This is a genomic window from Sphingomonas mesophila (genome assembly GCF_003499275.1).
GTDB classification, from domain to species: domain Bacteria; phylum Pseudomonadota; class Alphaproteobacteria; order Sphingomonadales; family Sphingomonadaceae; genus Sphingomicrobium; species Sphingomicrobium mesophilum.
Map to the genome: position 1 here is coordinate 884769 of NZ_QWDF01000001.1, position 12651 is coordinate 897419.

The following is a 12651-nucleotide window of genomic DNA, read 5'->3' on the forward strand; positions in this document are numbered from 1 at the left end:
ACTGATGCCTAGGAACCGCAAGATGAACGCCAGCTTGGCCCCTTCCCTGCCCGGTAAGTCGTGATATTGCGGCAGAACGCGGAGAGGTGGCCGAGTGGTTTAAGGCAGCGGTCTTGAAAACCGCCGTGCGGGCAACCGTACCGTGGGTTCGAATCCCACCCTCTCCGCCAAGCACCCTTTCACGCTTCCTCGTCGATCCGTTCGTCGAACGGTCGAAGCCCGCTTTGACGCGCGTGTGCCCGCTCGCAAGGCGGCATTGAAACGGCGAGGACAGAGATGAACGTTCGGGCAGCACTCCATTGGTCTGTGGGTTTTGCGGCAGTGGCGGCGGCAGCGCCGGCGGCGGCGCAGCAGGACCGCTCGGCGGTACCGCAGACCGCGACCAGCGGGACAAGCGTCTACGATCGCGGCTTTTTCGCAGGTTTCGCACCGCGCAGCGCCCTCGACATCGTCCAACGCACCCCAGGCTTTCACCTCGATGAGGGTAACAGCGATGTTCGCGGCTTCGCCGGCGCTGCGGGCAATGTGGTGTTCAACGGCGCCCGGCCGAGCAGCAAGTCCGAGAGCCTGTCGACCCTGCTGAGCCGGATCCCTGCCAGCCGGGTGGTGCGGGTCGAAGTCGGGCCTGGTTCGCTCTATGGGTCGGAATATGCCGGGAAAAGCCAGGTGGCGAACCTGATCCTGTCGGCGGCCGGAGGTTTCGACGGCAACGTCACGGCCAGTGCGCGCACGCTTTATACCGGCGCGGTCATCCCCAATCTCACCGCCTCGGCGACGCTCAAGCGCGGGCGGTCGGCGTTCAACCTTTCCGCCGGGACCGGCCGCGACGACACGGCCGACGAAGGCACCGACCGGATCCAGGACCCCGACACCGGGGAGGTGTTCGAAAAGCGCCGTAAGGCCAATCGCTACCGTCCGCGCACGCCGTTTGTCGCCGGCAGCTGGGCGCTCGAGGAAGCGGCTGATCGCGCGATCCACCTCAACGCGCGCTTCTCGCGCTTCACCGAGGATTTCGAGCAGGACAATCGGGTGTACGTGCCGGGCGAGCCGGAGCGCGACGACAAATTGTACCTGACCGCAGAGTCGCCGGCGTTCGAGATCGGCGGCGATATCAGCCGGCCCCTGGACCAGGGGACGTTGAAGCTGGTCGGACTGATCAACCGCCGCAAGCAGGAGGACCTCGATACCGCGCTGGAGCGGGTCGACGGCGTGGCGATCGGCGGCTTCGAGCAGGGCCAGGAGGTCCAGCGCAACGAAACCCTGACGCGGCTCAGCTGGACCCGCCCCAATTTGTTCGGACTGGCGTTCGAAATGGGCGCGGAAGCCGCGCTCAACACGCTTGATGCCGACCTCGCCTTGTTCGATCTCGGTCCGGGCGGCGTCCGCACCCGGATCGACCTGCCGATCGACCAGGCGGCTGTCGAGGAGAAGCGGGCCGAATTCTACGTGAAGGCGGGCAAGCAGCTGTCGGACGCGCTGCGCATCGACGCCGGACTCAATTACGAGTTCTCGGACCTCAAGGTGCGCGGCGACACCACCGCCGATCGGGTGCTAAAGTTTCTCAAGCCCAGCCTGACCGTTGACTGGAAGCCGGGGGGCGGCTGGCACGGCCAGTTCGTCGTCCGGCGCACGGTGGCGCAACTCGATTTCTATGACTTCATCAGCTCGGCCCAGTTAAGCGATGCGCGGGTCAACGGCGGCAATGCCGACCTTCAGCCGCAGCGGGCATGGGAGGCGCGGGTGTCGATCGACCGGCCGATCCTCGGCAGCGGCCTTATCAAGCTCGACGTTGGCTTCGACCAGATCACCATGCTGCAGGACCGTATCCTGACCGAGGAGGGGTTCGACGCTCCGGGCAATATCGGCACCGGCAAGCGTCAGTTCGCGAGGCTGGCGATCGACGCCCCGCTCGACCGGCTCGGGCTGAAGGGCACGCGCGTCAAGCTTCAGGGCACGCTGCAGCGCACACGGGTTCACGACCCGATCAGCGATGAGGAGCGCGATTTCTCCGGCTTCTACCCGAGCTGGCAGTGGAACGCGGAAATCCGCCGCGATGTCGGGCAATGGGCCTATGGCGGCGAGATCGCGCACCGCGACAAGTTCACCATCTTCCGCGCCAGCGAGGAGGACGTGAATTCGAACAGCGGCATCTTCGGCAACGCCTTCGTCGAGTACCGCCCGAGCGGCAGGACGACGCTGACGCTCAACGTCAACAATCTGTTCGAGACCCAGGGCATTCGCGACCGGCTGTACACCTTCCCCAACCGGTCGTTCGACGGGCCGAACCTGCGCGAATATCGCGAGCGCAACCAGCACCGCACCTTCCAGCTGACCTTAAAGCGCAATTTCGGCGGGGGCTCGGCGACGCCCTCCTAGCGGGCAGGACGATCAGCGGCTAAAGCCCCGCGCTCGTAACCCCCATGCCATGAGGAGCGCAGCCACGTGGGCGAGCCGCAATTGAAGCCATTCGACTGGGAAGACCCGTTCGGCCTCGACGAACAGTTGAGCGACGAGGAGCGGATGGTGCGCGACACCGCCGAGAATTACGCCCAGAGCGAGCTCCAGCCGCGGGTCATGCGCGCCTATCTCGACGAGAGCTTCGACCGCGAGATCATGCGCGAAATGGGCAGGCTCGGGCTGCTCGGAGCGACGGTCGATCCACAATATGGCGGCGCCGGGCTCGGCTATGTCAGCTACGGCCTGATCGCCCGCGCGGTCGAGCGGGTCGACAGCGGCTATCGCTCGGCCTGCTCGGTCCAGTCGAGCCTGGTGATGCACCCCATCAACGCCTACGGCTCCGAGGAGCAGAAGCGGCAGTATCTGCCGGGGCTGGCTTCGGGCGAGCTGGTCGGCTGCTTCGGCCTCACCGAACCGGACGCCGGCAGCGATCCGGGCGGGATGCGCACGCGCGCGGAGAAGGTCGCCGGCGGCTATCGGCTGAGCGGCGCCAAGATGTGGATCACCAATTCGCCGATCGCCGACGTGTTCGTGGTGTGGGCGAAAAGCGACCCGCACGACGGCAAGATCCGGGGCTTCGTGCTGGAGAAGGGCATGAAGGGGCTGGCGGCGCCCAAGATCGGCGAGAAATTGTCGCTGCGCGCCTCGATCACCGGCGAGATCGTGATGGACGGGGTCGAGGTTGGCGAGCAGGCGCTCTTGCCCAACGTCGAGGGGTTGAAGGGTCCGTTCGGCTGTCTCAATCGCGCGCGCTACGGCATCGGCTGGGGCGCGATGGGCGCGGCCGAGGCCTGTTACCACGCCGCGCGCAGCTACACGCTCGACCGCAAGCAGTTCGGAAGGCCGTTGGCGTCCAACCAGCTGGTGCAGTTGAAGCTGGCCAACATGGCGACCGAGATTACGCTCGGGCTGCAGGCGGCGCTGCGCGTCGGGCGGCGGCTCGAGGAGGGCGTTCTGGTCCCCGAGACGATCAGCCTCATCAAGCGCAACAATGTCGGCAAGGCGCTCGACATCGCCCGGATCGCGCGCGACATGCACGGCGGCAACGGCATTTCGGCCGAGTATGGCGTCATGCGCCACGCCGCCAACCTCGAAACGGTCAACACCTACGAGGGCACGCACGATGTCCACGCACTGATCATGGGCCGGGCGATCACCGGGATCAGCGCGTTCTAGTGGTGGTTAGCCCCAGGCGGGGCGGCGCAGCACGGTGATCGGCTCGCCATTGTAGGGCGTGTCGTGGAGCCGCTCGAAGCCGAGTTTCTCGGCGAGCCGAAAGGACGGCGCGTTGGCGGGCGAGATGATCGCCCAGATCGGTGTCGGTGGCAGATGGGTTTCCGCCCAGTCGAGCGCCGCCCGGCAGGCTTCGGCGGCGAGACCCTGGCCATGTGCTTCGGTGGCGAAGATCCAGCCCATCTCGGGCTCCTCGCCGAACTGCGGCTCGAGCGCGCGCCAGGCGTTGAACAGCGACACCATGCCGACCAGCCTGCCGCTGTCGCGCAGCGTCACCGCCCAGCCGCCGAAGCCGTTGATCTGCCAGCTTCCGGCTGAGGCCATCATCCGCCGCCAATTCTCCTCGCGGCTGCCGGGCTCGGGACCGAAATAGCGAAACACCGCCGGCTGCTCGAGGATCGCCCAATAGGGCTCGCGGTCGGCGCGGCGCCAGGCGCGCAGCAACAAGCGCTCGGTCTCCAGCGTCGGAGCCGAGCGTTCGCCGGACGTCATCGTCGGGGTCGAGCTTACTTCTTGCCCAGCGAAAGGCCGCCGAAACGCTTGTTGAAGCGCGCGACACGGCCGCCTTCCTGAAGCTGGCGGGTGCCGCCGGTCCAGGCCGGGTGGGTCAGCGGATCGATGTCGAGGTGCAGCGTGTCGCCTTCCTTGCCCCACGTCGAGCGGGTCTGGAAGGTGGTGCCGTCGGTCATCTCGACGTTGATCATGTGGTAATCGGGGTGGGTCCCGGTCTTCATCGCAGATTTCCTTGGAAAACGGCTGGTTTCCGACCAGCCTGGTCAAGTCGCGAGGCCCCTAGCCGAAGGCCGCTTGCTTGACAAGGTTCGTGGGCGCCCCCTAGCCGGAAAGCGAGCCAAGGGACCAAGGAAGCCGGCGAGAATCCGGCGCTGTGCCCGCAACTGTCAGCCCGAGCGAAGCCCGGGCGAGCCAGATACTTGCCCCATGGCCGTCGTCCGTTCCTGGTGCCGGGTCCAGCGGCAGGGCGTGGGGATAGTGCGCAATCGTGCGCGCCGCCCTTTCGTGACGGCAGTCATGAGAGGGATGCCCATGTTCGACCTGCCGCCGGCGCCAGCGCCCGACGACACCATCATCATTACCGCCGCCCGTACCGCCCAGCCGGCCGGGAGCACCGCGGCCAGCGCCAGCGTGATCGATCGTGATCGGCTCGAACGGCTCGGCGTGCCGCTGGCTGGAGAATTGCTTCGGCTGGTGCCGTCCGCGGCGGTTGCGCAATCGGGATCGCCGGGCACGGTCGCCGAGGTCCGGATCCGCGGCGCCGAGGCCAACCACACCTTGCTGTTCCTCGACGGGATCAGGGTCAACGACCCGGCCCGCGGCAATGCGCCGCGATTCGAGTTGCTGAACGCCGACCTCGCCTCGCGGATCGAGGTGGTGCGCGGGCCGCAGTCGGCGCTGTGGGGGTCGGAAGCGATCGGCGGAGTGGTCGCGGTCGATGGCAGCAGCGAAGGCGAGCGAATGACGGCGGCGGGCACCGCCGAGGCGGGAACGCGCGGCTTTGCGCGCGGATCGGCGAGCCTTGCCGCCCCGGGTTTGGCCGCCGCCCTCGCCTTTCAGCGTGGCGACGGGATCGACATCTTCGGGGGCGGCGACCGTGACGGTTATTGCAACCTGGCCGGACGCGTCCTGGCGAAGGCTCACGTGACCGAGGGCGTGGAGGTCGGCGCCAACGGCTTCCTGGTGAGCGGGCGGAGCCAGTTCGACGGATCCGACCCGTTCACCTATGCCCGAAGCCACGATCTCGCGAGCCGCGACCGGATGGTGGCAGGGCGGGTTTGGGCCGGGTTCGGTGGGGAAACGTCGCGTTGGGTCGGCAAACTGTCCGTATCGCGCTTGCACTCCACCAGCCGCAATTACTTTGCGGACGACGAGACCAACCGCACGTCCGGCAGACGCACGACGCTCGGCGGGCAAATCGAACACCGCTTCGCGACCGGTGCCGTCGCGCACCAACTGGTCGTCGCCGGTGAGATCGAACGCGAGCAGTTCGCGGCCGAGGACAGCGTTTATGGTGGCGCGACCGAGCAAAAGCAGCGCCGGTCGCACGATTCGCTGACCGCGGAGTGGCGCTCGGTCGCGGGGCCGCTCACCCTCGACCTGGCCGCTCGCCACGATCGCTTCAATCGCTTTCGCGACGCCACCAGCGTGCGCGCGTCGGGGCTCGTAAACATCGGCCAAGGGTGGTCACTCGCCGCGTCCTATGGCGAGGGGATCGCCCAGCCCACCTTCTTCGACCTGTTCGGCTTCTTCCCCGGATCCTTCGTTGGAAATCCGTCGCTTAGGCCGGAAAGCTCGACGGGCTACGAAGTTTCGCTGCGCTTGCGACGAAGTACATGGTCAGCTGCGGCGACCCTTTTTCAGCAGCGCCTCAAGGACGAAATCGTGGAGACATTCGACTTCGACACGCTCCTCGCCTCGACCGTGAACGCCGACGGAGCGAGCAGGCGCCGCGGGGTCGAACTGGAAGCCGCCTGGACCCCAGACGAAGCGCTGCGCGTCAGCGGGCATTACGCGTATCTCGAGGCCGACCAGCCGGCGGGCGGCGGGGCGCTGCGCGAAGTGCGGCGACCGCGGCACAGCGGCGCCGTCGCGCTCGACGGAGTGCGCGGGCGGCTCAGCTTCGGCGCCTCGCTGAACTACAGCGGCGCGCGCATCGACAATAATTTCGAGATCCCGCCATTCGGCCGGGTCCGGCTCGGCGCTTATTGGCTGGCCGGCGGGAGATTGGCCTACGCGATCACTCCGCGAGTCGAGCTGTTCGGGCGCGTGAGTAACGCTCTTGGCGAGCGCTACCAGGACGTGTTCGCCTATCGCACCGAAGGGAGGACCCTCTATGCCGGCATTCGCCTTGCTGATCGGCGCTAGTGCGGTCCGCCTCGCCTCGCTGAACCTCTGCGCAGACGAATATGCGCTCTTGCTCGCCCGGCCGGGAGAATTGGTAAGCGTGTCGCGATTGTCGCACGACCCCCTGGAATCGCCACTCGCAGCCCGCGCGCGGCGCATTCCGGCCAATCGGGGGGAATTGGAGCAGGTCATTGCTCGCCGTCCAACGGTCGTTTTGACGATGGGCGGCGCAGGGCGGGCAACGAAGATCATCGCAGGGCGCGTCGGGGTGCGAACGATCGACCTCCCCTCCCCGACCGACATCGCGGGCGTCGAGCGCAACCTTCGGCTGGTCGCCTCCGCGCTGGGCGATCCTCGCCGTGCGCGCCCGTGGTTGAACAGGATCGCGCGGCTGAAGGCGAGCGGGAGGCAGGCAAGGGTCGACACGCTGTTACTCGGTAGTGGCGGCGTATCGGTCGGGGACTGGTCGCCGGCGACCGAGTGGATGGCGCTTGCGGGATTTCGACAGCGCACTGTCGCGGGCGGCAAGGTCACGCTCGAGGGCCTCGCCGCCCGGCCACCCGCGCTGATCCTCCGCTCGGACTATCGTTCAGGTCAGATGTCGTTCGGCCAGCGCTGGTTCGACCATGCGCTGGTCAGGCGAGCGCGAGCTCGGGTGGTGCGGGTCGATGGCCGGCGGTGGACCTGTGCCGGCCCGTTAATGATCGCCGAGACTGAGCGACTTCGGGCGCTTCGGTGAGGTGGTTCGCCATCCTCGGCGCCCTGATCGCGCTGGCCGCTGCGCACCTGCTGCTGCCGTGGGCGCCGCTCGCTGTGCTTGGCGATGACGGCCTGGCGGCGACGCTGCTGGTCGAGCTCCGCCTGCCGCGCACGTTGCTCGCCCTCGGTTACGGCGCCGCACTCGGGCTGAGCGGGGCTGCGCTTCAGGCCTTGTTCGCCAACCCGCTTGCCTCGCCCGATATCACCGGCTCGACCAGCGGCGCGGCGCTCGGGGCGGTGATTGCCGGCTACTGGCTCGGGCTCGCAAGCCCGCTTGCCATGGCGGCCGCCGGAGCGTTCGGCGCGCTCGTGGCACTCGGGCTGCTGCTTGGGCTTGCCGGGCGTAATGCGGAGCCCGCCTCGCTGCTGCTGGCGGGGTTGGCGGTATCGCTGGCGGCGGGAGCTGGGACAAGCCTGGCGCTGGCGCTGGCCCCCTCCCCGTTCGCGTTCTACGACGCCTTCGACTGGCTGATGGGCAGCCTGGCCGACCGCAGCCTCGAGCAGGCGGCTGCCGCCCTCGTTCCCGCCGCTATCGCCAGCCTGCTGGTCCTGCGCCGAACCAAGGCGCTCGACCTCATGGTCCTTGGCGAAGACGTCGCGGCGGCGGCGGGCGTGCGTCCGCGGCGGATGGCGGTCGAACTGGTGGTCCTGTGCGCAATCGCGGTCGGCGCGTGCGTCGCGGTGTGCGGGGCGATCGGCTTCGTCGGGCTGATCGCGCCGATCCTCGCCCGGCGATTGAGCGCCGGTCATCCGGGTCGGGCAATGGTGCCGGCGGCGCTGATCGGCGGCGCGCTGGTGCTTGGCGCCGACCTGATCTCACGCACCGTCCTGCTCGAGCGTGCCATCCCGGTCGGGGTCATCACCACGCTGGCAGGAACGCCGCTGTTCCTTGCCGTCTTGCACGGCATGCGACGGAGGCTGACGTCATGACGCCGCTCCTGAACGCTCGGGGCGTGGGAATCGCGGGCCGATTGGAGGCCAGCAACGTGGCGCTGTGCGGGGGCGAGATGGTCGCCTTGGTCGGGCCGAACGGCGGGGGCAAGACCAGCCTGTTGCGCGCTTTGGCCGGAGTTGAGGAAGCACGGGGCACCGTCGAGGTCGACGGCGAGGTGCTGAGCGAAGCGTCGCCCAACCGCCGGGAGCGACTAGTTGGACTGCTGCCCGCGTCGCGGGAACTCGCGTGGCCGATCAAGGTGCGCGATATCGTGCGACTGGGGCTGACCGACCTCGACCGCATCGACGGGGTGCTCGGGGCGCTGGAACTCACTGCACTGGGCGGACGGCGGGCCGACCTGCTGTCGACCGGCGAGCTCAGTCGCGTGCTCATCGCCCGCCTGCTCGCCGCGAGGCCGCGCCTGCTATTGCTCGACGAGCCGCTCGCCCACCTCGATCCCTATTGGGTCGTTGAGGTGCAGTCGCTGCTCGCACAGGCGGTGCGGGCCGACGGACTTGCTGCGTTGATCTCGCTCCACGATCTCGGCCAGCTAGAGCGTTTCACGCGGGTGATTGCGATCGCCGACGGCGCGGTCGTGTTCGACGGCCCCACCGAAACGTTCCTGGAAAGCCGCGAGTTCGAGCGGATTTTCCGGCTCGACGCGAAAGCCTTCGGTCTCAGGCCGGGGGGTCGGCGATCATCGCCGTAAAGCTGGCCTCGGCGGCGAGCTTGCCATCGACCGACGCACGGCCCGCGAATTTGCACACGCTCGCCCGCTTCTGGACGAACGACACGTCAAGCGTGAGCAGGCAACCGGGCTCGACCGGCGCACGGAACTTGGCACCTTCGATGGCCATGAAATAGACCAGCTTGCCCGATCCGGCGAGATCGAGGCTTTCGACCGCCAGCACCCCGGCCGCCTGGGCCAGCGCCTCGACGATCAGCACGCCGGGCATGATCGGCCGGCCCGGGAAATGGCCCTGGAAGAAGCCTTCGTTAATCGTCACCGCCTTGACCGCGGTGATCGAGACACCACGCTCAAGCCGCTCGACCCGGTCGACCAGCAGCATCGGGTAGCGATGGGGCAGCGCCGCCATCACCCGCCGGACATCGAGCGGGCCGATGGCGGACGATTGCTCGGTCATCGGCGTTCTAGCGGCCTTGCGCGCCCTGCTGACGCTGCTGCGGCAACGGCGTCACGCTGACCGAAGGGAGCTGCTGGTTGAGCGCGGCGAGCACCTCGCCGGTGATGTCGGCGGCAGCTTCGGCCGCCATCAGCGATTGCTTGGCCATCACTACCGACGCCTGGCGACGGGCACGGACCTGTTCGGCGATCTGCACCGTCCGGGCGCCGATCTGCTGCTGGACATGGGCCTGCGTCGACTGGATCTGGTTCTCGCGGTTGGCGAGCTCGGTGCGCGCCTGCTGCTGCTTGCTCTGGAACGCCGTGATCTTCTGCTGGAGCGCGGCGTCAGGCTGCTTGTTGCCGAGCGCCTTGACCTGGCTTTCAAGTCCCTGCGCTTCGGTCCGAAGCTGGTTCTCGAGGGTCTGCGCGCGGGTCCGGGCGGAGGCCACCTGCCCCTGGATCGCGGTCGAAGCGGCACGGCAGGCGGTGCATTCGGTCAGGATCCGGTCAGTATCGACGACGAGCACAGCCGCACGCTGCGCGACAGCCGAGGCCGGGACGAGAGCGGCCGAGGCTGCCGCCAAGATAATCAGTGACTTACGCATCAGAATTGAGTCCCCACATTAAAGGAAAAGATCTTCGTCTCGTCACCCTTTTGCTTCAGCAGGGCGCGCGCCAGATCGAGTCGCAGCGGGCCGAACGGCGAGTTCCAATTGACCCCGATGCCGATCGACAAGCGCGGCGAGGCCGAATTGCCGACGAATTGCTCGCGGTAACCAGGCAGCTTCAGATAATCGATGATCTGGTCGGTCGGGCCGCCGGCCTCGGCGATGTCGGCCGGGCAAGAGGTCGAGGCGTCGCCGGGGCGGATGAAGACGACATCGAGGCCGGGCCGGTTGGGCGTGCAAACGGCCAGGAAGTTATCGAGGTTAGGCTTGGATATGCTGAATACCGAGCCTGCATCGATAAACGCCGAGGGACGAAGGCCGAGACTACGAATATTGGCGCTGACCGGAATTTCGAGCTCGAGACGGCCCATGTAGAACGCCCGCCCACCGATCGCGTCGTTGCCGGTCTCGTCGTCCAGCAGGGCACCGGTCAGATCGTACGGCTGACGGATGATCCGCGGACCGATCCCGCGGATATCGAAGCCGCGCATCTGCGCACCGAAGAAGCGGTCCGTCAGGCGCACTGCATCGCGCCCCTCGCCGGGTGCGGACTGGAGCGGATGGATGTAACCGCCCTGGCCGTGAACCGACAGGACGAAATCCTTCGGCAAGCGGAAATATTTGGTCCCTTCGAACCGTGTACGGATGAATTTCGTGTCCCCGCCCAAGCCGGCGAAGTCCTGACTCAAAGTCACCCGCTGGCCGCGTGTCGCGCGGATTCCGTTTCGGTTATCGAACACCACCGAATAGCCAAGCGTCGAGGTAAGCCGATCGCCGATCTCGTCGCACAGATAGCGACCCGCCTTGGCCGGTGAGCATTGGAGGTCGACGATGTCGGCATCCGGATTGACGTCACTAAAGAAGCGGTCCTCGTCCAAGGTCAGCTCGTCATGGACCAAGCTGTAGCGGGCTCCGGCGCTGAGAAATTCGGTGATCGGAAAACCAAGCCGGAGGCCGCCGCCGGTCGAAACCTGCGAATAGGTCGTCTTGCGCTCACCGCCGATGGTGTTGAAGCTATTGTAGTCGCGGCGGTAGAGGTCGGCGCCCAGCAACACGTTCTTGTCGAACAGCTGCGGCTCGGTGAAGCCGAGGTTCACCGATCGCGAATAACGCGACCAATTGACCCCCGCGTTGACCTCTTGCCCCTTGCCCATGAAATTACGCTGGGCGATGTTGGCGGAAAGGATGAACCGCTCGAGGCTCGAATAGCCGGCCGACAACTGAATTTCGCCAGTCGACTTTTCCTCGACATCGACGGCGAGCACGACGCGGTCAGGCGCCGAGCCCTGGCTCTGCTTGATCTCAAGCTCCTCCTGGAAGAAGCCGAGGCTCTGAAGCCGGTCCTGCGAACGCTTGATGCGCTGGGCATTGAAGGCATCGCCCTCGTTCACCCGGAACTCGCGACGGATAACCTTGTCACGGGTCACCGTATTGCCGTTAATGTCGATCCGCTCGACATAAACGCGCGGCGTCTCCTTGACGGAGAGGCGGATGTTCATCAGCTTCTTCTCGGCGTCCCGCTCGTAGCCGGGGTTGATCTCGGCGAACGCGTAGCCCTGGGCGCCCGCGACCTCGCTGAGCGCGGTGACGACATCCTCGACCTGCGTCGCGTTGAACCAGTCACCGCTTTTCATCGGCAGCATCGGGCGCAAGGTGTCGGCGTTGAGATCGCGCAGGTCGCTCTCGATCTCGACCGCGCCGAACTTGTAGCGCGGCCCCTCCTCGACGACGTAGGTGATGACGAAGTCGCGGCGGTCGGGGGTCAGCTCGGCAAGCGCGGAAACCACCCGGAAGTCGGCATAGCCCTGGGTGAGATAGAAGGCGCGCAGCTTCTGCTGGTCGGCGGCCAGGCGATCCGGATCGTAGCTGTCGTTCTGACGCAGAATACCGAAGATGCCGCCCGCCTCGCGGGTGTACATCTCCTTGCGCAAGCGCCCGTCGTCGAACTGCTCGTTTCCGACGATGTTGATCGCCCGGACCTTCGATACCGGGCCCTCGTTGACTTCGAAAATAAGGTCGACGCGGTTCTGGTCGAGCTGGACGACCTTCGGCTCAACGGTGGCGGCGAAGCGTCCACTGCGCTTGTACAGCTCGATGATCCGGTCGACATCTCCGCGGACTTTGGAGCGGGTAAAGATCTGGCGCGGGGCGAGCCGGATTTCCGGCTGGATCTTGTCGTCCTTGATCCGCTTGTTGCCCTCGAGAACGATGCGGTTGATGACCGGGTTCTCGCGCACGGTGATGACGAGGTTTCCGGTGTCGGCACCGGTGATGACGACGTCGGCAAACAATTCCGTGGCGTACAATTCCTTGAGCGCCGCATCGAGCGATTCCGCCGTGTAGCTCTCGCCCGGCTGAAGCCGCGAGTAGGAAATGACGGTGGCGGGCTCAAGCCGCTGTGCACCGCGTACGGAGATGGACCGGATCGAACCGGAAACTGGCGCTGGAGCGACCTGCGGCGCGGCGACCGGAGCCGGCGCAGCGGTGGACGCATCCTGCGCCATCGCCGCCACGGGAAGGCCGGCCAGGACGGTTCCGACGAGCAGCCATCCACTGGTCCGACGACGGCTGACAATTTGTACTGAATTCACGCGTTCCCGCCCTTCAACTGGTCG

Annotated in this window: 11 protein-coding genes, 1 tRNA gene and 1 riboswitch; of the genes, 7 read left to right on the forward strand and 5 right to left on the reverse strand. The window is 66.8% G+C overall.

The window, feature by feature from the left end; genetic code table 11:
• Positions 1-80: 80 nt before the first annotated feature.
• The 3 genes from D0Z60_RS04615 to D0Z60_RS04625 all read left to right on the forward strand — a co-directional run bounded on the left by D0Z60_RS04615 (position 81) and on the right by D0Z60_RS04625 (position 3633).
• Positions 81-170, forward strand: a tRNA-Ser gene (locus tag D0Z60_RS04615).
• A 106-nt stretch (positions 171-276) separates the two neighbouring features.
• Positions 277-2376, forward strand: a complete 2100-nt coding sequence (locus D0Z60_RS04620; protein WP_162888077.1) for a TonB-dependent receptor — start codon at positions 277-279, stop codon at positions 2374-2376.
• Positions 2377-2442: 66 nt separating this feature from the next.
• Positions 2443-3633: an acyl-CoA dehydrogenase gene (locus D0Z60_RS04625; protein ID WP_240325540.1), complete on the forward strand. Its 1191-nt coding sequence runs from the start codon at positions 2443-2445 to the stop codon at positions 3631-3633.
• A 6-nt stretch (positions 3634-3639) separates the two neighbouring features.
• Here D0Z60_RS04625 and D0Z60_RS04630 read toward each other — a convergent pair whose 3' ends face one another.
• Both D0Z60_RS04630 and rpmE read right to left on the reverse strand, forming a co-directional pair.
• Positions 3640-4182 (reverse strand): GNAT family N-acetyltransferase, encoded by a 543-nt coding sequence (locus tag D0Z60_RS04630; RefSeq protein ID WP_118857165.1) that lies wholly within the window; start codon positions 4180-4182, stop codon positions 3640-3642.
• Between the two features lie 14 nt (positions 4183-4196).
• Positions 4197-4424, reverse strand: a complete 228-nt coding sequence (gene rpmE / locus D0Z60_RS04635; protein WP_118857166.1) for a 50S ribosomal protein L31 — start codon at positions 4422-4424, stop codon at positions 4197-4199.
• 75 nt (positions 4425-4499) lie between these two features.
• Positions 4500-4644: riboswitch (cobalamin riboswitch) on the forward strand.
• Between the two features lie 90 nt (positions 4645-4734).
• Here rpmE and D0Z60_RS04640 point away from each other — a divergent pair.
• The 4 genes from D0Z60_RS04640 to D0Z60_RS04655 are packed head-to-tail and all read left to right on the forward strand — an operon-like array spanning position 4735 to position 8951.
• Positions 4735-6570: a TonB-dependent receptor plug domain-containing protein gene (locus D0Z60_RS04640; RefSeq protein WP_162888078.1), complete on the forward strand. Its 1836-nt coding sequence runs from the start codon at positions 4735-4737 to the stop codon at positions 6568-6570.
• Positions 6539-7288: an ABC transporter substrate-binding protein gene (locus tag D0Z60_RS04645; protein WP_118857168.1), complete on the forward strand. Its 750-nt coding sequence runs from the start codon at positions 6539-6541 to the stop codon at positions 7286-7288. Before D0Z60_RS04640 ends, D0Z60_RS04645 begins: the two co-directional genes overlap by 32 nt.
• Positions 7285-8238, forward strand: coding sequence for a FecCD family ABC transporter permease (locus D0Z60_RS04650; protein ID WP_240325541.1), 954 nt, complete (start codon positions 7285-7287; stop codon positions 8236-8238). The genes D0Z60_RS04645 and D0Z60_RS04650 overlap by 4 nt, the downstream gene beginning before the upstream one ends.
• A complete protein-coding gene (locus tag D0Z60_RS04655) occupies positions 8235-8951 on the forward strand; it encodes an ATP-binding cassette domain-containing protein (protein WP_118857169.1) in 717 nt (238 codons plus the stop codon). The genes D0Z60_RS04650 and D0Z60_RS04655 overlap by 4 nt, the downstream gene beginning before the upstream one ends.
• Here D0Z60_RS04655 and fabZ read toward each other — a convergent pair.
• The 3 genes from fabZ to bamA are packed head-to-tail and all read right to left on the reverse strand — an operon-like array spanning position 8920 to position 12627.
• Positions 8920-9387: a 3-hydroxyacyl-ACP dehydratase FabZ gene (gene fabZ, locus D0Z60_RS04660; RefSeq protein ID WP_118857170.1), complete on the reverse strand. Its 468-nt coding sequence runs from the start codon at positions 9385-9387 to the stop codon at positions 8920-8922. The genes D0Z60_RS04655 and fabZ overlap by 32 nt on opposite strands.
• A gap of 7 nt (positions 9388-9394) precedes the next feature.
• Positions 9395-9973 (reverse strand): OmpH/Skp family outer membrane protein, encoded by a 579-nt coding sequence (locus D0Z60_RS04665; RefSeq protein ID WP_118857171.1) that lies wholly within the window; start codon positions 9971-9973, stop codon positions 9395-9397.
• Positions 9973-12627, reverse strand: coding sequence for an outer membrane protein assembly factor BamA (bamA, locus tag D0Z60_RS04670; RefSeq protein ID WP_240325542.1), 2655 nt, complete (start codon positions 12625-12627; stop codon positions 9973-9975). The genes D0Z60_RS04665 and bamA overlap by 1 nt, the downstream gene beginning before the upstream one ends.
• Positions 12628-12651 lie beyond the last annotated feature (24 nt).